The sequence below is a fragment of the Spirillospora sp. CA-108201 genome (assembly GCF_050936235.1).
In the GTDB taxonomy this organism is placed as follows: domain Bacteria; phylum Actinomycetota; class Actinomycetes; order Streptosporangiales; family Streptosporangiaceae; genus Spirillospora.
Window position 1 is genome coordinate 134,710 of record NZ_JBNJNE010000001.1, and the last position, 21,431, is coordinate 156,140.

Here is a 21,431-nt window from a genome sequence, read left to right on the forward strand (position 1 = left end):
ATCTTGCCCCGGCTAAGAGCCCTCCAGTACCTGGAGGCCGACCACGCCCACGACGATCAGGCCGAGGAACGCCAGCCGGGCCGGCGACGCGCTCTCGCCGAACGCGACCATGCCCACGATCGCGACGCCGAGCGCCCCCAGCCCGACGAAGACCGCGTACGCCGTCCCGACCGGCAGGGTCCGCAGCGACAACGACAGCACCACGACGCTGAGCAGCGCCACCGAAAGCCCGATGACGGTCGGCCAGAGCCGCGTCAGGCCGTCCGACTGCTTCAGCGCCGTCGCCCACACCAGTTCCGTCAACCCGGCGATCAGCAGGAAGATCCAGGCCATCAGGCTGCGTACCCCCCGTCCACGGCGATCGCCGCTCCGGTGACATAGTCCCCGCCCGGCCCCGCCAGATGCGCGACCATCGCGGCGATCTCCTCGGCGCGCGCGTACCGGCCGAGCGCCGTGAACCCGCGCTCGAAGTCGGCGTCGGGGGAGTCCGCGGGGTTCATCTCGGTGTCGGTCGACCCCGGCTGCACCACGTTCGCGGTGATCCCGCGCGGCCCGAGATCGCGGGCCAGGCCTCGGGTGAGCCCGGTGAGCGCCGACTTGCTCATCGCGTACAGCGTCCAGCCGGCATAGGGGACGCGCTCGGCGAGGCTGCTGCCGATGTTGATGACGCGCCCGCCCGGCCCGAGATGGCGCGACGCCGCCTGCGCCGCGACGAACGCCGCCCGGACGTGGATCGCCAGGGTCCGGTCGAGTTCGGCGGCCGACACGTCCTCCAGAGGCCCGTAGGGCGCGATCCCCGCGTTGTTGACCAGGATGTCGAGCCGGCCCAGTTCGCTCGCCGCCCGGTCGACGGCCGCGACGACGGCCCCGGGATCGGCGGCGTCGGCGGCGATCGCCAGCCCGCGCCCGCCCGCCGCCTCGATCTCGCGGACGACGCCGGCGGCCCGCTCCGGGGCCCGCACGTAGGTCACCGCGACGTCGGCGCCCTCCCGCGCCAGCCGGCGCGCGATCGCCGCCCCGATGCCGCGCCCGCCGCCCGTCACCAGCGCCGCCCGTCCCGCCAGGTTCGCCGTCATCTCAGCTCCCGCCATCAATCGGAGAAAGTTCCGTTTGGCGAGCTTAACCGGAGAACTTTCCGGATACAAACCCGTTACGCTGGTGTGCCGTGCCGAGAGGGGGCTGGATGCGGGAGTTGCCCGTGGTCGGGCGGCCGCCCGCCGAGCGCGCGGACGCGGCCCAGAACCGCCGCCGGATCCTGCGCGCCGCCGCGGAGGTGATCGCGACCCGCGGGCCCGAGGCCGTCTCCATGGACGAGGTCGCGCGCGCCGCCGGCGTCGGCGTCGGCACCGTGTACCGCCGGTTCGGCGACCGGGCCCGGCTCGTCTACGCCGTGATCGACGACCGCGAGCGCGACTTCCAGGCCGCCTTCATCCAGGGCCCTCCGCCGCTCGGCCCGGGCGCCGCCCCCGCCGACCGCGTCCGCGCCTTCCTGCACGCCCTGGCCGACCGCACCGAGGCCCAGGCCGACCTGCTGCTGATGGCCGAGTCCGACCCGCCCGAGGCCCGCTTCCGCGACGGCTCGTACCGGCTCTACCACCGGCACCTGGCGATGCTGCTCCGCGAGATCCGTCCGGGCGCCGACACCGCCTACCTGGCCGACGCCCTCCTGGCCCCGCTCGCCGCGAACCTGTTCCTCCACCAGCGCCGCACCCGCGCCATGCCCCTCGACCGCGTCAAGGCCGGCCTGGACGCCCTCGCCGGCGGCCTCCTGGGATCCGGATAGATCCGGCGAAAGCCTTTATCAGCACGGTGCCCGGCCGTCAGACTGGGGGGCGTGAGCGATTTCGATCTCCTCGTCCTCGGCTCCGGGCCCGGCGGGCAGCGCGCGGCCATCGCCGCCGCCAAACTCGGCCGCAGGGTCGGCATCGTCGACCGCCGCGACATGATGGGCGGCGTCTGCATCAACACCGGGACGATCCCGTCCAAGACGCTCCGCGAGGCCGTCCTCTACCTGACCGGCCTCAACCAGCGCGAGCTCTACGGGCAGAGCTACCGGGTCAAGGACGAGATCACCGTCGCCGACCTCGGCATGCGCACCCGGCACGTCATCGGCCGCGAGACCGACGTCGTCCGCAGCCAGCTCGCCCGCAACCGCGTCACCGTGCTGGCCGGCACCGGCCGCTTCCTGGAGCCCGACACGATCGCCGTCAGCGGCGCCGGCGACCGCGAGCAGAAGCTCACCGCCGAGCGCGTCGTGATCGCGACGGGCACCCGCCCCGCGCGGCCGGAGACCGTCGACTTCGACGACCGGACGATCATCGACTCCGACGGCATCATCCACATGGACCGCATCCCCGAGACCATGGTCGTCGTCGGCGCCGGCGTGATCGGCATCGAGTACGCCTCGATGTTCGCCGCGCTCGGCACCAAGGTCACCGTCGTCGAGCGGCGCGAGCGCATGCTCGACTTCTGCGACCTGGAGATCGTCGAGGCGCTCAAGTACCACCTGCGCGACCTGGCCGTCACCTTCCGGTTCCGCGAGAGCGTCGCCTCCGTCGAGCGGATGGCGCACGGCGCGATCACCGTCCTGGAGAGCGGCAAGCGGATCCCCGCCGACACCGTCATGTACTCCGCCGGACGCCACGGCATGACCGGCGACCTGTGCCTGGAGGCCGCGGGCCTCACCGCCGACCACCGCGGCCGGATCAAGGTCGACGAGCACTACCGCACCGAGGTCCCGCACATCTACGCGGTCGGGGACGTGATCGGGTTCCCCTCCCTCGCGGCCACCTCGATGGAGCAGGGCCGCCTCGCCGCCCACCACGCCTGCGACGAGCCGGTCTCGCAGATCCACGAGACCCAGCCCATCGGCATCTACACCATCCCCGAGATCAGCTTCGTCGGCCGCACCGAGGACGCCCTGACCGAGGCCAAGGTCCCCTTCGAGGTGGGCGTGTCCCGCTACCGCGAGCTCGCCCGCGGCCAGATCATCGGGGACTCCTACGGGATGCTGAAACTCCTCGTCTCACCGGAGGACCGGCGGCTCCTCGGCGTCCACGTCTTCGGCACCGGCGCCACCGAGCTCGTCCACATCGGCCAGACGGTCATGGGCTGCGGCGGCACGATCGACTACCTGGTCAACGCCGTCTTCAACTACCCCACCCTCGCCGAGTCCTACAAGGTCGCCGCCCTGGACGCGATGAACAAGATGCGCCACATCGCCCGCCTGTCCGGCTAGGACGGCCAGAGCAGGTTCTCCAGCTCGGCGTCGATGTCGATGAACTCGCTCTCCTCGCCGGCGGGCACCGCCTGGTACGTCCGGTGGAGGAAGTCGGCGAGAGGGGAGAGCGGCACCTCGAACAGCGCGTCCCCGAAGGGGGAGGACAGCGCGATGTTGAGCGTGCCGTCGTCCTCGCCGGGCCAGACCTCGACGTCCCCGCCCCCGACCTTGCGCACGATGCCGACGGTGAGCAGCTCCCGTGCGAAGATCCACTCGACCGGCTCGTCGTCGCCCACGTAGAAGGCCATCCGGATCGCGTACGGGTCGTCGGCCGCGTACTCCAGCCCGGCCAGCAGAGGGACGGTCGTGCGGTCGGGGACGACGAGACGAAGGCCCAGCTCTGCTGAGACGGTGGTACTGCTGTTCATGGCCATTCCCTCTTACGTCGGTCCCGCTGGCTCACGGGGTGCTGCGGTGGCGGTACTCCCTCTCACCGACATCCCCGCGATCTATGACGCCTAACTGCCTGAACTCGGCCGAACATTCCGGCGCCCCCGGCGTTTGTGATCCATCTCACCATAGCAAAACCCGCGTCTGACCTGGGCAAAAGCGGATCATTCGCAACTTTCCTTCGCCGCCCCCCGCCCACCCCGCAGGCAGATCCGCGCGCCGCCGCGGCCACCCGCACCCCCATCCACTGCCTTAGGGTAAAACCGTGGCAATAAATCATGAAAAGGACGCTCCGTCCCCGGAGCCGCGCCTCTCCCACCGCTTCCGCGCCCGCATCCGGCGCAACCCGCTCCTCAACACCGCCTGGCGCGCCGGCGTCTTCCTCACCGGCGCCGCCGTCCTCACCGGCGGCCTGATCATGATGGTGACCCCCGGCCCCGGCCTCCTCGGGATCGTCATCGGCCTGGCCATCCTCGCCACCGAGTTCGCCTGGGCCCAGCGAGCCCTCCACCGCGCCAGGACCGCCGCCGACCGCGCCAAGGAAAAGGCCCTGGACCCCCGCTCCCGCCGCCGCAACACCATCCTCGGCGCCCTGACGGCCGCGGCCCTGGCCGCCGCCCTCACCGCCTACCTGGCCATCTACGGCACGACCCTCCCCTGGAACATCGAAGACCCCACCTTCTGGACCTGACCCCCCTCCCCGCCAGGCCCCCCGGCCACGAAACCGACGCGCGACCACCCCCCGGCATGCGCTAGAGTTTCCGAAGTCGGAACGCAAGTTCCGCAGGGGCGATTAGCTCAGTGGGAGAGCGCTTCGTTCACACCGAAGAGGTCACTGGTTCGAACCCAGTATCGCCCACCCCGTTGTAGCAGGTCAGACTAGGTCTCGGAGATCATTCCGAGGCCTTTTTCGATCTTGAGGCCCCTCCGGGAGCCAAACGGGGAGCCACCGCTCCCAGACTTACGCGGACTTGCTCTGACCGAAGACCGTGTTCATGGTCTCGGCGCCCTTGGTGATGACCGGCCTCAGTTGGTGCCGGTAGACCTTCTCGGTCACGGCCGTCCCGGCATGCCCGACCATGTCGGCGATCGTCTCCAGCGGCACCCCGCTGTCGCTCATGATCGAGACGAATGAGTGGCGGAGCTCGCGAGGAGTCCACTCGTCACCGATCCCGGCACGCGAGGTGATCAGCCGGAAGCTGCGCCGCACGTTCCCGGCGGCCAGAGCCGTCCCGGTCCTGGTGCAGAACACCAGACCGTTGTCCTGCCAGACCTCACCCGCCTTCAGACGCTGAACGGCCTGGCGCGCATGGTGCCTGCGCAGGGCGTCCGCGGCCTGTGCGGGGAGCTCGAGGGTGCGGCGGGACTTCTTGGTCTTGGTGTCGCCGTGGGTCCGCACGGAGCGCCACACGTACAGGGCGAACTTGTCGTGATCGAAGCCGGCTTCACTCACCGCCCGGAACCTTTCTTTCCCCTCGTCCCAGGCGATGACGTGCGCCCACTGCAGAGCGCGTGCCTCTTCGGTGCGGATGCCGACCATCAGGCTGAGCACCACGTAGGCGTGCAGCGGGGACGACTCGGCCTCTTCCAGGACGGCGTTGGCCTGAGCGAGCGTGAGCGCCTTGCTCGGCCGCCCGGCCCTCCCGCGAGGCGTCGTGACGAGTTCCGCCACGTTGCGCGCGATCTTGTCCCGGGCCTGAGCATGCCGGATCGAGCGCTTGAGGATCGAGTGGACTCCTTGCAGGGACCGCGTTGACAGCTTGCCAGTGAGTCCGTCGAGCCACTCGTCCACGTCGTCGGCGCGGAGCTCGGTGAGCTTGGCCCTGCCGAGATAGGGGATGACGTGCTTCTCGGCGAGGATGCGGTTGGTGGCGACCGTTTGGGCGTCGCGCCCCTTGAGCCCCTTGGACAACCAGTCCTCGACTGCATCCCCGACCGTGTAGTACGCGGTGCTCTTGATGCCGGCCTCTAGCTCCTTGACGGCGCTGACGAGCTTGTCCCGGACCTCGGTCTTGTTCTTCCCCTTCCTCTTGAGTCGCTTGCGCTTGCCGCTCGAAGCGAAGCCGAGCGAGATGGCACCCGTCCAGCCGTCGCCTTCCTCGTAGATCGACCCTTCGTACTTACCGATCAGGATCTTTGCCACTGCATCCCTCCTCCTACCTGTAGTTCGCTATCGCCTTTATGGGCCCCTGGGGCTGAGGCGCCTGGGCCTTCACCTGCGCCTGGCCAGGCACACCGTGAAGGGCTTCGCCCGCACACTGGCAGGCGCGGACACCTCACTCGGACTGCCATTAGTCACCTCCTTTGCGCATGTTTGCGCTCCATGCTATCACGATCAGTACTCTTTCTTTAACTTAGAGTGAAGAAGCTCTGTCAGAGAATCATGGTTGATCTACAATGTAAAGGTGCCGCCTGGTGTGATGAATGAACCAATCAGGGATCAATCAACATCAACCACCTGGGCTGCTGCGGTTACTGGCGCCTTCCGACTCGCCCTCCTAAGCCTTCGTCGACCGGGGTGAGTTGCCCCTGCCACTGGCGGGATCGGTGCGAGGTTGGCGCCGCGTGCGTGAAGTCCTCGCGTCAGCTGCTCCGCTCACCTGAGGTAGACGGAATCTTGCAATGGAGTGCGGCCGGGCTGAGGACGTTCGGGGACGTCTCGGTGATGTGGTGGCCCTGACGTCCGGGGGTGGGTGAACGTGGAGGCAGGGGACCTTTCACGAGGAGCGTCATGCAGGTGTGGGTGGGGGAGTATCGGGCGTCGATCTATCGGGAGGGGGAGGGGTGGACAGGAGCGATCTCGCTGGGCCGGCAATCGGACGGGCAGCGGTTCCGGCTGAAGCGCAGGGCCGCCACCCAGCGGCTGTTGATGCGCAAGCTCGTTCAAGTGGTCGATGACCTGGCAAAAGGGGTGCGCGCCGAACGCAACTACACCGTTCAGAACGCCGCTGAGGACCTGCTGAAGGTGCTGGCCGGCAAGGGCCTGGCAGATACGACCGTGCAGGCCTACCGCACGCTGATCGACCTCCACCTGGTCCCGCAGCTCGGGCGGGCGCCGGTGCGGGAACTGTCGGCTGACCATGTCGAGCACTGGCTGTTCGGCCGGGCGGAAGTCCTGACGACCAGCACGTTGCAGATCCTGCATGGGTTGCTGAAACGTGCACTGCGGCGTGCGCAACGGCACGACAAGGTCGCGAGGAACGTCGCCGAGCTCGTCGACACCCCACGCGGCCGACCCCCGCGACGCTCGCGCTCGCTTACGCTGCCGCAAGCAAGGGCCCTGCTCAGACAAGCGCTGGAAGGAGGGGACAGGCTGGGACCCTATGTGGCGGTGGGCTTGCTGACGGGGCTGCGGACCGAGGAATTGCGGGCGCTGCGATGGCAGCAGGTGGACTTGAACACCGGCACCGTGCTGGTGACGCGCTCGGTCCGGGCCGGGGGCGACACCAAAACACCGGGAAGTCGACGTGGGCTACGACTGGCCGACCTGGCCGTGAGCGCCTTGCTCGCCGCCCGCACCATCCAAGCGGCCGACAGGCTCGCCGCCGGCGCCGCCTACCAGGACTCTGGCCTGGTGTTCGCGCGCCCCTCTGTGTCAGGCTCAGGTGGGACACAAGGGGACAAACATCCCTAACTGACATGAGCAGGGCGAGAACGGGTACCGAGCCGAGTGACGATGACCAGCCACGACCTCCCTCCCGACGACGGCCCCCGAGCCGGCCGACCCAAGCGGCGGACCTTCTCGGCCGCCTACAAGCTGCGGATGGTGGAGGAGTACGACAATGCCCCGACCGGCGAAAAGGGTGCGCTGCTGCGCCGTGAGGGCCTGTACGAATCCAGCATCTCCTCGTGGCGCCGGCAGCGCGACGCCGGGCAGTTGACTTCGTCGGGATCGGCCCGTCCGACGCCCAAGAAGGAGAAGTCGCCGGAGCAGGTAGAACTGGATCAGCTGCGCAAGGAAAAAGCGCGGCTGGAACGGCAAAACTCCGCCATGGCCAAGAAACTCAAGCAGACCGAGGCCGCCCTGGACATCATGGGAAAAGGTATCGCGCTCTTGGAAACGATGTCCGAGAGCGCGGACACCGAGAACTCGTGAACACCTGCCGGGCCGACACCTTCGCCCTGCTGGCCGAGCATCTGACGATCACCGTCTCGTGTGCATTGACGGGCCTATCGCGTTCGGGCTTCTACCGGCGGCGGAAGCCGTCCCCCGAAAGCGGTGAAGCGGCGGTGCGGCCGTCCCCGCCGAATGCACTGACCGCCGGTGAGCGCGCCGAACTTGTGGCCGCTCTCAACAGTGACCGGTTCGCCGACAAGGCGCCCCGCCAGGTGTGGGCGGCGCTGTTGGACGAGGGCGTCTACCTGGCGTCGGTGTCGACGATGTACCGGGAGTTGCGGCTGCGTGACCAGGTCCGCGAGCGGCGCGCCCAGGCCCGCCACGAGGCCGGGAAGAAGCCCTACCTGGCCGCCCGTGCACCTAATGAAATATGGACCTGGGACATCACGAAGCTGCGAGGCCCCGGTCCCCGCAGGTTCTACGACCTGTACGTGATGCTCGACATCTTTTCGCGCTGCGTCGTGCACTGGGAAGTGCACCCGCGCGAGTCCGGAGAACTGGCCGAGCAGTTCATGCAGAACTCGTTTGCCGCCAACGGCGGGATCGTGCCGGGAACGATCCATTCCGACAACGGCACCTCGATGACGTCCAAGGCGGTGACCGACCTGCTGGCGGACCTGGACATCATCAAGTCCCACTCCCGCCCGAAGGTCAGCAACGACAACCCCTACAGCGAGGCGCAGTTCCGGACCCTGAAGTACTGTCCCGTCTTCCCGGAGAACTTCGGGTCGATCGACGAGGCCGAAACGTTCTGCCACCACTTCTTCAACTACTACAACCACGAGCATTACCATTCCGGGATCGGACTGCACGTCCCCTTCTCGGTCCATGTCGGCACCGCGCCCGCAATCCAGGACAGGCGCGGCCAGACCATCGAGGCGTTCCGTGCGGCGAACCCACGGCGGTTCACCCGGGCTCCCGCGCTGCCCAAACTCCCCGCGGTCGCGTGGATCAACCGGCCCGGCCAGGACACCGCCGCCCAGACCAGCGTTGACCAGGGAGAAGACGCCGCTTAACGATCACTGACCCCTGTCTCATTTGACTTGACACCTACCGGTCCAGCAGTCGGCGGCCGATGCCCTTGTGCTGCTGTACGTAAGCGAGGGCCTCTTGCCACTGGCCGGCGCTGGTCAGGGCGCGGGTGCCGTCGGCGAGCAGGACCGTCCACAGCCATCGGCAGAGCGTGTGGAGGTCCTCTTTCGTGTTGGTGAGGTGGCGGAAGGATAGGGAGCGGCCGTCGATCCCGGCGTCGCCGTGGGCGCTGACCGCGTGGAAGAGGGCGTTGAGTAGATGGTGGGCTCTGTTGGCGTCGCGGGTGCGGATCATCAGGCGGGCGATGTTGACCAGGGGTTCCAGGGCATGCCGGGCTGTTGGTGCATCAAGGGGCCAGCGGCTCAGGTAGGTGGCGAAGTGCTGCCAACACAGGGTCCGTGCCAGGTCGTGCAGGCCGCAGTCGCTGGCGATCAGGGCGGCCATGTTCTGTACGGCAGCGGCTGACGCTTGGTCGCCTTCTGTGTGAGCGGTGTGGGCCATTTCGTGGAGTTGTCCGACCCGCTCGGCGAGGGGTAGGCAGGTGGGGCGGGGGCGGGCGACCAGCGGGAAGCGCTGGGCTATCGCGGCGACGTCCATCTCATCGCCACTCGATGAGGATCCGGTTGAGAGCGTTGGAGAAGGTGAAACGGCCGGGGCGCTGGGCGGGAGGCGGGCTGTCGAGCGGCTGGATCTCGAAGGTGACCTCGCGTCCGCGGTACTCGTGGTCCCAGGTGCGGACGGCCTCGGCTACCTGCTCGGCAAGGGTGTCTCTGCCGGGGCCGTGGCCGATGACGCCGAACTCGTACAGGCTGGCGCCGTCCGAGGCGGGGCGGGTGGCCTTGCGGCGGGTCAGGTAGGTGAGTGCCGCCTGGTCGAAGCAGGCGGTCGAGCTGGGGTAGGGGGCGGCGAGCAGGCCGCTTTCGATGGCTTGGGGCTTGAAGGGCATGCGGTTCAGACCATTGGGCATCGTGCAGGCCAGCCACACCTCCAGCCACTCGGCCGACTCCTGGCCACCGAACGTGACGCCGGTCCAGACCTGTGAGGCGGGCTGGTGCAGAACATCGCCCAGCGCTTCGGCATCGACCTTCTGGCCGCCGCTGGTCACGAGCGTGACCGTCCCATCGGAGGTCACGGGAACCATGCGCCGCGGATCGTCGGCGATGCCTTGGCGAAGCGGCATGAAGGTGTTCATCTCGCTGCTCACGCTGCGCCAGGCGGTAGGTGTCAAGTCAAATGAGACAGGGGTCAGTGATCGTTAAGCGGCGTCTTCTCCCTGGTCAACGCTGGTCTGGGCGGCGGTGTCCTGGCCGGGCCGGTTGATCCACGCGACCGCGGGGAGTTTGGGCAGCGCGGGAGCCCGGGTGAACCGCCGTGGGTTCGCCGCACGGAACGCCTCGATGGTCTGGCCGCGCCTGTCCTGGATTGCGGGCGCGGTGCCGACATGGACCGAGAAGGGGACGTGCAGTCCGATCCCGGAATGGTAATGCTCGTGGTTGTAGTAGTTGAAGAAGTGGTGGCAGAACGTTTCGGCCTCGTCGATCGACCCGAAGTTCTCCGGGAAGACGGGACAGTACTTCAGGGTCCGGAACTGCGCCTCGCTGTAGGGGTTGTCGTTGCTGACCTTCGGGCGGGAGTGGGACTTGATGATGTCCAGGTCCGCCAGCAGGTCGGTCACCGCCTTGGACGTCATCGAGGTGCCGTTGTCGGAATGGATCGTTCCCGGCACGATCCCGCCGTTGGCGGCAAACGAGTTCTGCATGAACTGCTCGGCCAGTTCTCCGGACTCGCGCGGGTGCACTTCCCAGTGCACGACGCAGCGCGAAAAGATGTCGAGCATCACGTACAGGTCGTAGAACCTGCGGGGACCGGGGCCTCGCAGCTTCGTGATGTCCCAGGTCCATATTTCATTAGGTGCACGGGCGGCCAGGTAGGGCTTCTTCCCGGCCTCGTGGCGGGCCTGGGCGCGCCGCTCGCGGACCTGGTCACGCAGCCGCAACTCCCGGTACATCGTCGACACCGACGCCAGGTAGACGCCCTCGTCCAACAGCGCCGCCCACACCTGGCGGGGCGCCTTGTCGGCGAACCGGTCACTGTTGAGAGCGGCCACAAGTTCGGCGCGCTCACCGGCGGTCAGTGCATTCGGCGGGGACGGCCGCACCGCCGCTTCACCGCTTTCGGGGGACGGCTTCCGCCGCCGGTAGAAGCCCGAACGCGATAGGCCCGTCAATGCACACGAGACGGTGATCGTCAGATGCTCGGCCAGCAGGGCGAAGGTGTCGGCCCGGCAGGTGTTCACGAGTTCTCGGTGTCCGCGCTCTCGGACATCGTTTCCAAGAGCGCGATACCTTTTCCCATGATGTCCAGGGCGGCCTCGGTCTGCTTGAGTTTCTTGGCCATGGCGGAGTTTTGCCGTTCCAGCCGCGCTTTTTCCTTGCGCAGCTGATCCAGTTCTACCTGCTCCGGCGACTTCTCCTTCTTGGGCGTCGGACGGGCCGATCCCGACGAAGTCAACTGCCCGGCGTCGCGCTGCCGGCGCCACGAGGAGATGCTGGATTCGTACAGGCCCTCACGGCGCAGCAGCGCACCCTTTTCGCCGGTCGGGGCATTGTCGTACTCCTCCACCATCCGCAGCTTGTAGGCGGCCGAGAAGGTCCGCCGCTTGGGTCGGCCGGCTCGGGGGCCGTCGTCGGGAGGGAGGTCGTGGCTGGTCATCGTCACTCGGCTCGGTACCCGTTCTCGCCCTGCTCATGTCAGTTAGGGATGTTTGTCCCCTTGTGTCCCACCTGAGCCTGACACAGAGGGAGGCGCCGTCCTGCTGTTCGAAGGCGATGGACCGGGCGACGGTGCCTCGCAGCCGTAGCGGTGTGAGGAGCCTTCCGCCTGGGGCGAGCTGGTCGAGCCAGGCGTGGGGGACTGCGTGTGCGCCGACCGTGGCGATGACGCGGTCGTAGGGCGCGTTGTCGGCGTGGCCGAGAGCGCCGTCGCCGAGGATGACGGTGACGTTGTCGATGCCGGCGGCGGCCAGTGAGGTGCGGGCGCCCTCGACGATGTCGTCATCCACATCGATTGTGGTGACGTGGCCGGTCGGGCCGGCCAGGTAGGCAAGCAGACCGGCGTTGTAGCCCGTCCCGGCCCCCAGCTCCAGGATCTTGTGGCCCGGTTCGACCTGGAGCTGTTCCAGCATCATGGCGACGATGCCGGGCTGGGAGGCGCAGCTGATCGACGCGCCGCCGGCGTCGAGCTTGATATCTACCGTGGCGTTCGCGTACGCCTTTTCCAGGGGAGCTTGCGGCACGAACATGTGGCGAGGGACTGTGCGCATCGCCTCTTCGACGCGGCCGGTGCGGATGCGCCCGTGCTCCATCAGCTGAACGACCAGGGCGTGGCGTAGGGGCTCGGCGGAGGCGGCTTCGATCGTGTCGTTGCTCACGCGGGCCACCGTAGTGTTCATCGGACCTGTGCCAGAGGCGGACACGGGACGCTGTCGGGTTGTTCCCATGACTTCTTCTTTCGCTAGTACGGCCAAGGTGGCCTGCTCTTCGCGGGACAGGCCCATGCGGTTCCAGTGGAAGATCACGTGGTGCGCGAGGACGGCTCGCAGACCGCGTTCCAGTCGGCCCAAGTGGTTGAGATCGGCCAACTGCCGACCGAGGTGCTCGAAGGCGGCGACCCAGTCGGCCAGCGGCGTAAGCCTGCCCGTGGTCATCAGAGTGCTGGACGAGCCCGCCTCGACGGTCATGAGCCGGTGCACGGCATGCGAGAGCCGCCGGGAGCCGGGCTGGTCATGCGGTGTGGGGCGTTGGTCGGCGACCTTGGCCCAGACGTCGCCCTGCTCAAACCAGTCCAGGCCCGCGGCCCGCATCGCTACGCTCGGGAGCAGCACGGCGAGCTCGCGCCGCCCGAGCTCTGGCGGACTCCTGCGGAGGAGACCGGACTGGGCCAGATGTTCCAGGACGAGACGGCTGTCGTGGTGGAAGAGCACGTGGGCGGCATCCATGCCCGCAGCGCCTCCGAAAGCAGTGGTCTCCGGCTCGTAGATGCCGGGCGTCCAGCCTTCGATCAAGCCGTTGGAGAGCATCATGTCCAGCGCCCGGTCCAGTCTCCGCAGGCCGTGGTCGGTGGTCGGGTGATGCCGTAGCCGCCAGCTCGGGTACTTGCGCACGAACGACCACACGTGCGGCTCCCCGCTCTGCGAGATTTCGAGCGCGGGCAGAAGATGCTCCAGCACGATGTGCTCGGCGCCGCGCCAGTCGGTGAATGTGATGACGTGCTGCGGCCACTGCTGGGCTGTCATCCAGCCGCTCCCTTCAGGCGTACGAGGTCAGGTGATCAGGAAGCAGGAGTCCCAGCCGGAAAGGGCGCTTCCGTTGACCTGGGCGAGCAGAGCCAGTGCCACGCCGGTGGCGCCTTCTAGAAGTCCGGCGCCGCAGGCCATCAGGGTGTCCGGCGGGGTGGAGTCGATCGGTGCTAGAAGGCGGGGTAAGCACTCGCGCAGGCCTGGCGTGATCGCATCTGCCGCAGCGAGTTGGACGATGTGCGCCAGGCCGGCGAAGCCGTGGCACAGGGACAGGTCGGTGGTCGCGGCGAGCGGAATCGGGGCGGTCATGGCGTGTAGTAATGCCTCTTCGGCCATGCGCTGGCGGGCGGTGTCGCCGGTGGCCAGAGCGGCGAGTTGCTGGGCGCGCGCTGAACCTGCGACGCCGTAGCACCAGGAGGGGCGTGCGGGACCAGGGCTGGGACGGCCGGACTCCAGTTCGCTGAGGGTGATCCAGTACGGCCAGCGCGGGCCGTCCCGTCCCTCGATCCGCCACAGGTCGAGACAGGCGCAGATCCGTTCGATGGCTTCGCGTTGATCGGTGACGGTGATGTCGCGTAGTGAGGCCAAGGCCAGGAGAGCCAGCGGACCGGCGACGCCGTGAGCGACGCCGTTGTTGGCGTGCCCGCTCGGGTACTGCGAGGACCGTTTGCCCGATGGGGCCAGATCGCTCCACCAACCGGGAAGGAGGTCCCCATGGCGCCGTACGGGTTCGCCGAGCCGGACCAGGTAATCCAGGATGGTCCGAACTAGGTCGGCGTGAGCATCGCCATGGTGGACGGTGCGCCGCAGCAGCAGAGCCCCCATGCCGGTCAGCCCGCGGATGGCGTCGAACTCGGCCAGCGCGGGCAGCTCGCCGCGATCCACCCGGGCGTGGGCCTCGTTCAATCGAGAGCGGGTGACAGCGGCGATGCGCCGATCAAGGGTCTCCAGGGCGCGGGCATAACGTCCAGGCCGGTCAGCCGCAGCGGCGAAGGCGAACGCGAGAGCCGGTGCCCCGTAGTACAGGTGGCTGCCCGCCCCGGTTACTGCTGGTTCGGCAGCGGCGCAGGCGAGCCAGTCGTGAGCACGCTGCCAGGAGCCCTCGCCCAAACGGGCGCGCTCGATATGGAGCAACGCGATCCCGGCCGCGCCGTAGGCCAGAGACTGAGGCCACCAGTTGTGGGCCGGGGCGGTAGCGCGCACGGCCTGTGGCGAGGCCAGGTGGTCAGCGATTCGGGCGGCGAGCGCTGCTCCAGCCTGCGCGCCAGCCGGCGTGACTACCGTTTGGTCGACCATGTCCACCTCACCGTCCGGCCGCTGTCGACTGCTGTGCTGTCCATGCGAGCGCGGCGGCGCGGGCCAGCCGCACGCAGGTGTGTTCGTCGTTCTTGTTCGGCCCGGCGGCCCGGATGTGATGGGCGTGGAGCAGCGAGTCCAGGACGAGGTCAGGGTTCAAGTCCTCGGTGCTGCGTAGTCGGTCCCGGTAGCGGGCCAGCGCTCGGTCGCGTTCGGACCAGGCGGCTAGGACGGTGTCGCCGCCGGGGACCGCACGCAGCGTTGCCCAGCCGTCCGTCGGGTCGGCCATGCGGACCGCCTCACGGAGTACCGGCCGTTCCAGGGGGCGGGCGGCATCGACCTTCCCGTGCCGGATCAGCCAGTCCATGCCACTCTGCGGGCTGCCGCTGAACCCGGCCGCGATGGAGACAAGGTTCGCTGCGGTCAGCGCCTGTGGGGACGACCCGGCCATCTGAGCGAACTGCACGGCGAGTGCACGAGAGTCTGCGGCGAAGGCCTCCTCGGCCGCCTCCAACACCATTCCACAGCCCCAGCGGCCGGTCTCGGGGTAGGAGGTGGCGAACTGCACCTCGTTGAGAAGCCCTTCGCGTCGCAGAAGCGCGGCCCACGCGGAGACGCGGTTGGCAGCAGGTCCGAACTGGTCGGGGTTGGCGAGCGCGATGCGCAGCCGTAGATGGGGGAGCGGGTCGCGGTAGCGCAGGAACCACCACTTGGGCGGAGTCGTCCACCGAGCGAGCAGGTCCGGCAGGTAGCGGCCGAGGATCTCAGGATGGCGTTCGGTACTGCTGTAGAGCTTGACCAGCAATATCCGGGACGCCCCCGGCAGCTGCCCATGATCCCGACGTTGGGGCCGAGGGGTCGGGACTTGCGGTCCCCTTGCCGGTCCGCCCGCTACGACCGCGGTCATTGGCGCGACGATCTCGTGGGCGTGGCCGTCGAACCAGCAGTTCCCCGTCGCCGCTTCGCTCAACAGGGCGACGCCGGTTGAGTCAACGTGTGCGCGCAGCACTGCCAGGTGCGCGGGTTGGGATAGGTCCAGAGGTAGGGCCTGGTCCCCGTCGGTGAGGGTGACGGCGTCCGGTACGCGACGGCGGTCCCGCCACCGACACATGCCGTCCCACCACTGGGGCCACGGCGCATGGCGGTCGGGTAGGTCCGAACGGTGCAGGCGCCAGCGAGCCGGCGACAGGACCGTGCGGCCGATCCGAAGCCGGGGCACGAACGGCATCTGCCCAGCCGGACCCCAGGAGAAGTTGGACACGACCGCGGCCTGGGACCTGGCGATCTCGGCGAGGAAGCGCGCCAGCGGGGGAGTGTGCGCCCGCAGATCGAGCGCGTGCAACGCCACTGGCTCCAGGCGCTGCCCGCGTGACAGCGAAAGCAGGAAGAGGCGGCGCCGGTCGCAGCCGACCACTAGGTCGTCCACCCCGATCACCTTCGGCCCCGGAGGACGGTGCTCAGCGAGGCTGATAGTGGCGGCGAGGAACTCCGGCGCCCGCGCCACATGAGCGTCGCCCGAGTTGAGCGGCGGAAAGGACAGCTGAAGTGCCATCGCCCGTGGTTCGCTGACCGGCAGCCGATTGAATACCGCAGCGGTCTTGGCCCGGTCGCCAGGGCTCAGCAAGTCGATGAACCGGCCGGTTGTCGTGCCGATGCCACGAGAGGGTCCCACGACCGTGAGCTGGAAGTGTCCGCGAGCCAGCGCCTCCCGGGATTCCGCCTGAAGGTGGAATCGGAGCTCGAGATGCGGCGGCACCAGGATTTGGGTTCTGGCGCCGATCTCCAGCTCACCGATCAGGTCCTCATCCAGCACGATCTCCTGGCAGTCGTCCAGGGCCGCCGCCTGCGCCAAGGCAAGCAGCCGCAACTGCCTGGCGGTCACCGGCTCACGTACTTCAGGCTCGCCATCCAGGTAACCGGCGGGGAACCCCAAACCCACATCGGGATCCACCAGGTCCCGCAGCGGCACGAGCGAACCGATCCCGTACCGCTCGAAGAAACGGTTGTGATAGCTCCGCCAGCCAGGCGAACCCGACGGGAACTCGCTCAGGCGCGCCAACACCGACGTGGCCGCTTCGGCCTCCCGTGCCACCTGGAACGGCAAGCTCAGCGAGCAATCGACCCTCATGTCCACCACAAGGGCTGAGTCCGTGTTCGGGCCCAGGCGCGCCATCCACTCCGCAAGGATGGGGCGGGCCTTCCGGCGAGCCGCAGAGGTCGTGTGCCGGTTGTACTCGGCAAAGCCCGTCTGGATCTCGCGCAGCTGATCCAAGAGGTCCGCGACCTGCCGCAGTTCGCCTGCCCCGGCCTTCTCCACCTGCTCCACGACATGCCCCAAGGGATCCATCGTGGTGGATTGAGCGTGCAGGCTGCTGATGAGAGCGCCCTGATCCAGCAGGCTGGTGATCAGCTTCTCGATCTCAGACTGCGGCGTCGCCGGGAACGCGGCGGCAACCGCGGCCGCCACTTCGTCAAACGGAACCGGAGCACGGGCCACCTCCATGGCGATCCGCACTGGCGTGGTGCACCGCAGTGATACTTCCGACGGGGAGCGTTGACCTGCTCCCCGCCCGGCCGGGTAAGGGATGATCAGGCGCCCGCCCCGCACGAATGCCAGGGGATTAGCCATCTGCGGTAGCCGCCGCAACAGCTCCGGGATGCCTTCCAGTTGGGCGATGACCTCGCTGATCCAGCTTGCGCCGGCCCGTGCGACGACCTGATGGTCCTCACCCCACTCGGCCGCCGGCCGGGCGCTGAAGCCGACCGGCGCGATTCCAGCGAAAAGCCCGAAAGGCGTCGCTCTGCCCGTCATTCGGAGCACGTATCGCGCGACCGCCAGCACCGTTCGCCGCGCCTTCCGAGCGTCCGTGGTCGAGGTCGAGCACACCACCGCAATCTGCCGAGCCAGCGCCGGGCTGGCCTGTTCTATGGCTTCGGCGATCTCGTCAAGCCTCCAGATCGCCAGGAGCCACGCACGCCAACCGGCGACGTGTTCCGGTGAGTTGCCGGTGAGATCCGGCCATTCCGGCAAATCCAACGTCGAGTGAGGTGTGGCACGGACCATCGCCGTCTTAGCGCACCGATACAGGCGCTTTCCGTTGCTTGATGCCATCATCTCGCCTTCGGGGGAGCGTTCTGCCGGGTCCCGGCCCATGCCCCGAACAACCTTTCGGAGCATGGGCGGGAGCCCGAAGGGCAACGTCAGAGCGCGGTCAGACGACGTTGGTCGCGCACGGGCTGGAGCACGTACTGCCACACCCGTCGTCGGTGAGGACGATGAGGTCGGCTGATGCGTCGCCGGACTCCAGAACACTGATGTCCAGGTCGAACTCGTCGTTTTCCATGGACTCTCGGATGGTCATCGTCTCTCCACACCCTTCCGGAGCCCACCGGCTCCTCACTATCGGCATTGCGGCCACGGCAAGGAGATTCGCCGACAGTTCTCGCAGGCGCCAGAAAGTTCACACACATTCACACCCGTGTGCGGCCCGGGTTGACCGTCGACCGGGGTGGGGTTCAAAGTCGGGGACCAGGTGAAGCGAACGTTAACTGGGAGCCATTTTCATGGACGAACCGACCGAAAAGCCCAACACCTCGCCGTCCAGCGACGTCGACTTCGTCGGGATCGACGAGGACTCGCCCGCCAACAAATGCCCGGCGGTCCTCGTGGTCCCCGGCACCGGTGATGTCCTTCAGGTCGGACGCCGGGTCACCGACCCCGCCACCCTCGCTCGGCTGGGCCGGCACACATCGATCGCTGACGACGAGGTCGCGATCTGGACACCGGCGAACCTCAAACAGGGCCTCCTCGAAGCCCTCACCGGCGACTACGAGCCGGGCCGGGACGGCCCCGGGGAACCGGCCTTCGAGGACCTATTGGCCGGAACCGAACGATCCGTCGTCCACCTCGAAGCCCGCGATACATACGACCAGACGGACCCGGCCTTCATGAAATGGCTAGAGGACGGCGACACCACTTACCAATGGGACGCCTGGATCGACCTGGTCGGGGGCGCTGTAGCCCGCGGTGTCCGATTCCGTCGACTGCGGATCGTGTCCGAGCCCGTGAGCGATTACATCCGCTGGGAACATGCCATCAGCTATGGCAACCTCAAAGCCGGGGAGGAGTTGCGGTGGCTGCCCCGCCACCTGGCCTACGACCTGCCGCATCCTGTCGCCGACTTCTTCATGTACGACCAGCGCCTCATCGCCTACAACTTCACCGCAGGCGATGGCACCGACACCGGCCGGATGGAGTACGTGGCCGACCCGCGCAAGGTCCTGCCCATCGTCGGCATGTTCGAGATGCTGTGGGAACGCGGCATCCCGCACGACGACTACACCCCCTCCTGATCACCCAGCCGGTCGAGCGCGGCACGGACCCGCCCCGTTGCCGCCTCACCTGTCTCCGCCAGCGCCCACAACCGCTTCCACGTGGCCACGTAAAACGCGACTTCCGCCGGCTGCGTCACCGACAGGTAGCCCGACACCAGCTCCACGGTCACCAGGTGGCCGTCGGTGATGTCGAACGCCTCCTCCGGATGAACACCTTGCCGGAAGGTGCCGGCCGGGATGATTCCCAGGAACACGTTCGGCCGCCGCCGCACCTCCAGGAGGTGCCGTAGCTGATCGCGGTGCACGTCGCTTGGATACGGCCGATACCACAGCACCGGCTCCTCCAGCAGGAAGTACCAGCGGGCATCCGGCCGACCGAGCAGACTCTGCCGATCCATCCGTTCGGCCACCGCCAGCTCGACCTCACCGTCCGGATCCGGCGTCTGCACCGCCTGCTCAACGATCACCCCGGTCAGCGCCGCCCGAGTGTAAGCCGCGGTCTGCAGCATGCCGGGAAACACCTTCGGCTGATACGACCGGGCCAGCACCAACTCCTCGTACTGCTGCCGAATCGATCTTTGCGCCTCCGGTAGGCCACCACGATTCAGCTGCTCGTACGGGATCCACATCCCCGCGACCGCCGCCTGCTCGGCAAGCAGTTCCTCGGTCCGGCGCTCGGACGCTCCACAGATCGAGCACCACAACCGCACATGCTCCGCCGAGATCGTTCGGCGGCCCATCTCGATCATGGACACCTGGGACGCGGACTTCCACCCCGCCGAGGTTGCGAAGGCCCGGCCCGAGATACGCCTGGCCCGGCGGAGATCCCGGAGCTTGCTTCCCAAGCGCTCGCGCGCCGCTTGAGCTGACGATGATGGTGAGGGCGGCATAGTGGCCCATGATGCCTCGGCCTCACCCAGTGAGCGCGACACCGTTCACCAGCATTCACACTCACAGAAAGCCGACCGTGCCCGCGTGTGGGTCCTCGCCACCGGGCCGCGAGGAAAGACCCGGCAACTGGCGCTCTGCTCGTGGCTCGTCGGACTGCCGGTTACATACCAGTCGGCGCGGGCGGCTGGCGGCGCACAGAACGATCCCGTTTACGGCAAGCCAGGTGTCGGGACCACCCCGCGAGCGCGGGGAGCACTGCACGGCGCCCCACCGAGCGCGCATCTGACCGGGACCACCCCCGCGTGCGCGGGGAGCACGCCATCGGGAACCCCGACGACCCCAACACCGAGGGATCACCCCCGCGTGCGCGGGAAGCACCGATCAGCGGACGTTCACGGGGTCTCCTTCGGGGACCACCCCCGCGTGCGCGGGGAGCACTCGAAGATCGAGATGGTGTACCGCCGGCGCTGGGGACCACCCCCGCCTGCGCGGGGAGCACCGTCCGGGTCGGACTGGGAGATCGCCTGCCTAGGGACCACCCCCGCGTGCGCGGGGAGCACTGCAAGGTCAGTTCAGTCCCGGCCTTGAAGCAGGGACCACCCCCGCGTGCGCGGGGAGCACGGGGACCCTCCGAGCGCGAGGGATGTTGCCCCGGGACCACCCCCGCGTGCGCGGGGAGCACGAGTACGACCACCTGCCCCGCGACGAGGACGGGGGACCACCCCCGCGTGCGCGGGGAGCACGAGCGGACGCGGCGCAGGCACGCGTCGCCCGTGGGACCACCCCCGCGTGCGCGGGGAGCACAGGAACCCCATCGTGACGCCCTGGCGGGTGATGGGACCACCCCCGCGTGCGCGGGGAGCGCGACGCCCACACTAAGCCCCGGTTCCTGGTCGCGGGACCACCCTCGCATGCGCGGGGAGCACAGCAGCGCGGTACCCAGGCCGATGCTGAAGACGGGACCACCCCCGCGTGCGCGGGGAGCACGGGCGTCGGCTCGCGTCCGGCGTGCGCAAGTCGGGACCACCCCCGCGTGCGCGGGGAGCACGAGAGCAGGTCCCCCTGGATCGACAGCGGCCGGGGACCACCCCCGCGTGCGCGGGGAGCACTCGATCGCGGTCCGCTCGCCGAGCGGCTTCCCGGGACCACCCCCGCGTGCGCGGGGAGCACAATGCGGAGGGCCTCAGTGGTGGCGTCGGGCAGGGACCACCCCCGCGTGCGCGGGGAGCACGAGCGTTGGGCGTGCTCCTTCTGCGGCCATGAGGGACCACCCCCGCGTGCGCGGGGAGCACGCCCGGTAGATCAGCTCGATCTCGCCCGTGTAGGGACCACCCCCGCGTGCGCGGGGAGCACCCGGATCTTGTGCGGGGGCAGCACCGGCCGGAGGGACCACCCCCGCGTGCGCGGGGAGCACATCGGACGGCACAACGGGCAGGCGTCGGTGAGGGGACCACCCCCGCGTGCGCGGGGAGCACTGGCCCGAGCCGTTGCATGCGGGGCACGTCCGGGGACCACCCCCGCGTGCGCGGGGAGCACCAGAATGAGCAGACGGAGCTCCCGACCGACTAGGGACCACCCCCGCGTGCGCGGGGAGCACTGGTCGAGCAGCGCGCGGGCCTGCTCGCCGAGGGGACCACCCCCGCGTGCGCGGGGAGCACGCGAGCGCCGTGGTGTCCTTGGTCAGCGTCTTGGGACCACCCCCGCGTGCGCGGGGAGCACGGGCTAGCACTCCTCAACGCCCTTCAACACGGGGGGACCACCCCCGCGTGCGCGGGGAGCACGTAGTCGTCGCC

20 protein-coding genes, 1 tRNA gene and 1 CRISPR repeat array (1 of these 22 running past the window's edge) are annotated in these 21,431 nt (G+C 68.7%); of the genes, 8 read left to right on the forward strand and 13 right to left on the reverse strand.

Annotation, left to right across the window (positions count from 1 at the left end; all coding sequences use genetic code 11):
* Positions 1 to 12: 12 nt before the first annotated feature.
* Both ACQEU6_RS00645 and ACQEU6_RS00650 read right to left on the reverse strand, forming a co-directional pair.
* On the reverse strand, positions 13 to 333 hold the full coding sequence (locus tag ACQEU6_RS00645) for a DMT family transporter (RefSeq protein ID WP_499328537.1): 321 nt from the start codon (positions 331 to 333) through the stop codon (positions 13 to 15).
* Positions 333 to 1,076, reverse strand: a complete 744-nt coding sequence (locus ACQEU6_RS00650; protein WP_499328539.1) for an SDR family NAD(P)-dependent oxidoreductase — start codon at positions 1,074 to 1,076, stop codon at positions 333 to 335. Before ACQEU6_RS00650 ends, ACQEU6_RS00645 begins: the two co-directional genes overlap by 1 nt.
* Positions 1,077 to 1,183: 107 nt before the next feature.
* Between ACQEU6_RS00650 and ACQEU6_RS00655 the strand changes: the two genes are divergently transcribed.
* Complete coding sequence (locus ACQEU6_RS00655; protein ID WP_499328542.1) at positions 1,184 to 1,783, forward strand: TetR/AcrR family transcriptional regulator; 600 nt, start codon at positions 1,184 to 1,186, stop codon at positions 1,781 to 1,783.
* Positions 1,784 to 1,834: 51 nt separating this feature from the next.
* Positions 1,835 to 3,238: a Si-specific NAD(P)(+) transhydrogenase gene (sthA, locus tag ACQEU6_RS00660; RefSeq protein WP_499328545.1), complete on the forward strand. Its 1,404-nt coding sequence runs from the start codon at positions 1,835 to 1,837 to the stop codon at positions 3,236 to 3,238.
* Here the strand turns inward: sthA and ACQEU6_RS00665 are convergent.
* The gene (locus ACQEU6_RS00665; protein WP_141584934.1) at positions 3,235 to 3,648 is read right to left on the reverse strand and encodes an SsgA family sporulation/cell division regulator; all 414 of its coding nucleotides are present in this window, start codon (positions 3,646 to 3,648) and stop codon (positions 3,235 to 3,237) included. The genes sthA and ACQEU6_RS00665 overlap by 4 nt on opposite strands.
* Before the next feature lie 287 nt (positions 3,649 to 3,935).
* Here ACQEU6_RS00665 and ACQEU6_RS00670 point away from each other — a divergent pair, with 287 nt between their 5' ends.
* Together ACQEU6_RS00670 and ACQEU6_RS00675 are read left to right on the forward strand one after the other, a co-directional pair.
* Entirely contained in the window at positions 3,936 to 4,361 is a 426-nt protein-coding gene (locus ACQEU6_RS00670) for a TIGR02611 family protein (protein ID WP_499328548.1), read from the forward strand.
* A 96-nt stretch (positions 4,362 to 4,457) separates the two neighbouring features.
* A tRNA-Val gene (locus ACQEU6_RS00675) sits at positions 4,458 to 4,529 on the forward strand.
* Between the two features lie 102 nt (positions 4,530 to 4,631).
* On the opposite strand, the gene ACQEU6_RS00680 is transcribed toward ACQEU6_RS00675, so the two are convergent.
* Positions 4,632 to 5,813 (reverse strand): site-specific integrase, encoded by a 1,182-nt coding sequence (locus ACQEU6_RS00680; RefSeq protein ID WP_499328550.1) that lies wholly within the window; start codon positions 5,811 to 5,813, stop codon positions 4,632 to 4,634.
* A 588-nt stretch (positions 5,814 to 6,401) separates the two neighbouring features.
* On the opposite strand from ACQEU6_RS00680, the gene ACQEU6_RS00685 reads away from it, so the two are divergent.
* Genes ACQEU6_RS00685 through ACQEU6_RS00695 form a run of 3 tightly spaced genes read left to right on the forward strand, consistent with a single transcriptional unit; the run spans position 6,402 to position 8,803 of the window.
* Positions 6,402 to 7,304, forward strand: a complete 903-nt coding sequence (locus ACQEU6_RS00685) for a site-specific integrase (protein WP_499328552.1) — start codon at positions 6,402 to 6,404, stop codon at positions 7,302 to 7,304.
* Between the two features lie 42 nt (positions 7,305 to 7,346).
* The gene (locus tag ACQEU6_RS00690; protein ID WP_499328555.1) at positions 7,347 to 7,766 is read left to right on the forward strand and encodes a transposase; all 420 of its coding nucleotides are present in this window, start codon (positions 7,347 to 7,349) and stop codon (positions 7,764 to 7,766) included.
* Complete coding sequence (locus ACQEU6_RS00695) at positions 7,763 to 8,803, forward strand: IS3 family transposase (RefSeq protein ID WP_499328557.1); 1,041 nt, start codon at positions 7,763 to 7,765, stop codon at positions 8,801 to 8,803. The genes ACQEU6_RS00690 and ACQEU6_RS00695 overlap by 4 nt, the downstream gene beginning before the upstream one ends.
* A gap of 34 nt (positions 8,804 to 8,837) precedes the next feature.
* Here the strand turns inward: ACQEU6_RS00695 and ACQEU6_RS00700 are convergent, their stop codons facing one another.
* From ACQEU6_RS00700 to ACQEU6_RS00735, 8 genes are all read right to left on the reverse strand, one after another.
* The gene (locus ACQEU6_RS00700) at positions 8,838 to 9,263 is read right to left on the reverse strand and encodes a hypothetical protein (protein WP_499328560.1); all 426 of its coding nucleotides are present in this window, start codon (positions 9,261 to 9,263) and stop codon (positions 8,838 to 8,840) included.
* Between the two features lie 154 nt (positions 9,264 to 9,417).
* A complete protein-coding gene (locus ACQEU6_RS00705) occupies positions 9,418 to 10,023 on the reverse strand; it encodes a class I SAM-dependent methyltransferase (protein WP_499328562.1) in 606 nt (201 codons plus the stop codon).
* A gap of 51 nt (positions 10,024 to 10,074) precedes the next feature.
* Complete coding sequence (locus tag ACQEU6_RS00710) at positions 10,075 to 11,115, reverse strand: IS3 family transposase (RefSeq protein ID WP_499328557.1); 1,041 nt, start codon at positions 11,113 to 11,115, stop codon at positions 10,075 to 10,077.
* Positions 11,112 to 11,444, reverse strand: coding sequence for a transposase (locus tag ACQEU6_RS00715; RefSeq protein ID WP_499328564.1), 333 nt, complete (start codon positions 11,442 to 11,444; stop codon positions 11,112 to 11,114). The genes ACQEU6_RS00710 and ACQEU6_RS00715 overlap by 4 nt, the downstream gene beginning before the upstream one ends.
* Entirely contained in the window at positions 11,386 to 13,113 is a 1,728-nt protein-coding gene (locus ACQEU6_RS00720) for a methyltransferase, FxLD system (protein ID WP_499328568.1), read from the reverse strand. Before ACQEU6_RS00720 ends, ACQEU6_RS00715 begins: the two co-directional genes overlap by 59 nt.
* Before the next feature lie 27 nt (positions 13,114 to 13,140).
* The gene (locus ACQEU6_RS00725) at positions 13,141 to 14,412 is read right to left on the reverse strand and encodes a lanthionine synthetase C family protein (RefSeq protein ID WP_499328570.1); all 1,272 of its coding nucleotides are present in this window, start codon (positions 14,410 to 14,412) and stop codon (positions 13,141 to 13,143) included.
* Between the two features lie 7 nt (positions 14,413 to 14,419).
* Positions 14,420 to 17,566 (reverse strand): lantibiotic dehydratase, encoded by a 3,147-nt coding sequence (locus ACQEU6_RS00730; protein WP_499328573.1) that lies wholly within the window; start codon positions 17,564 to 17,566, stop codon positions 14,420 to 14,422.
* A gap of 58 nt (positions 17,567 to 17,624) precedes the next feature.
* A complete protein-coding gene (locus ACQEU6_RS00735) occupies positions 17,625 to 17,774 on the reverse strand; it encodes an FxLD family lanthipeptide (protein WP_361068484.1) in 150 nt (49 codons plus the stop codon).
* A gap of 202 nt (positions 17,775 to 17,976) precedes the next feature.
* On the opposite strand from ACQEU6_RS00735, the gene ACQEU6_RS00740 reads away from it, so the two are divergent.
* Positions 17,977 to 18,765: a DUF6879 family protein gene (locus tag ACQEU6_RS00740; RefSeq protein WP_499328577.1), complete on the forward strand. Its 789-nt coding sequence runs from the start codon at positions 17,977 to 17,979 to the stop codon at positions 18,763 to 18,765.
* Here the strand turns inward: ACQEU6_RS00740 and ACQEU6_RS00745 are convergent.
* Positions 18,750 to 19,637, reverse strand: coding sequence for a helix-turn-helix domain-containing protein (locus tag ACQEU6_RS00745; protein ID WP_499328579.1), 888 nt, complete (start codon positions 19,635 to 19,637; stop codon positions 18,750 to 18,752). The two genes, ACQEU6_RS00740 and ACQEU6_RS00745, sit on opposite strands and share 16 nt — an antisense overlap.
* A gap of 289 nt (positions 19,638 to 19,926) precedes the next feature.
* Positions 19,927 to 21,431: a CRISPR direct-repeat array (repeat unit 29 nt; unit sequence GGGACCACCCCCGCGTGCGCGGGGAGCAC) (it continues 110 nt past the right edge of the window).

What these genes read in the sequence shown, in the direction of transcription:
- ACQEU6_RS00645 (WP_499328537.1), bottom strand. Translation starts at nt 333, where the DNA reads ATGGCCTGGATCTTCCTGCTGATCGCCGGGTTGACGGAACTGGTGTGG.
- ACQEU6_RS00650 (WP_499328539.1), bottom strand. Translation starts at nt 1,076, where the DNA reads ATGACGGCGAACCTGGCGGGACGGGCGGCGCTGGTGACGGGCGGCGGG.
- ACQEU6_RS00655 (WP_499328542.1), top strand. Translation starts at nt 1,184, where the DNA reads ATGCGGGAGTTGCCCGTGGTCGGGCGGCCGCCCGCCGAGCGCGCGGAC.
- ACQEU6_RS00665 (WP_141584934.1), bottom strand. Translation starts at nt 3,648, where the DNA reads ATGAACAGCAGTACCACCGTCTCAGCAGAGCTGGGCCTTCGTCTCGTC.
- ACQEU6_RS00685 (WP_499328552.1), top strand. Translation starts at nt 6,402, where the DNA reads ATGCAGGTGTGGGTGGGGGAGTATCGGGCGTCGATCTATCGGGAGGGG.
- ACQEU6_RS00690 (WP_499328555.1), top strand. Translation starts at nt 7,347, where the DNA reads ATGACCAGCCACGACCTCCCTCCCGACGACGGCCCCCGAGCCGGCCGA.
- ACQEU6_RS00700 (WP_499328560.1), bottom strand. Translation starts at nt 9,263, where the DNA reads ATGGCCGCCCTGATCGCCAGCGACTGCGGCCTGCACGACCTGGCACGG.
- ACQEU6_RS00715 (WP_499328564.1), bottom strand. Translation starts at nt 11,444, where the DNA reads ATGGTGGAGGAGTACGACAATGCCCCGACCGGCGAAAAGGGTGCGCTG.
- ACQEU6_RS00720 (WP_499328568.1), bottom strand. Translation starts at nt 13,113, where the DNA reads ATGACAGCCCAGCAGTGGCCGCAGCACGTCATCACATTCACCGACTGG.
- ACQEU6_RS00725 (WP_499328570.1), bottom strand. Translation starts at nt 14,412, where the DNA reads ATGGTCGACCAAACGGTAGTCACGCCGGCTGGCGCGCAGGCTGGAGCA.
- ACQEU6_RS00730 (WP_499328573.1), bottom strand. Translation starts at nt 17,566, where the DNA reads ATGGGCCGGGACCCGGCAGAACGCTCCCCCGAAGGCGAGATGATGGCA.
- ACQEU6_RS00735 (WP_361068484.1), bottom strand. Translation starts at nt 17,774, where the DNA reads ATGACCATCCGAGAGTCCATGGAAAACGACGAGTTCGACCTGGACATC.
- ACQEU6_RS00740 (WP_499328577.1), top strand. Translation starts at nt 17,977, where the DNA reads ATGGACGAACCGACCGAAAAGCCCAACACCTCGCCGTCCAGCGACGTC.
- ACQEU6_RS00745 (WP_499328579.1), bottom strand. Translation starts at nt 19,637, where the DNA reads ATGCCGCCCTCACCATCATCGTCAGCTCAAGCGGCGCGCGAGCGCTTG.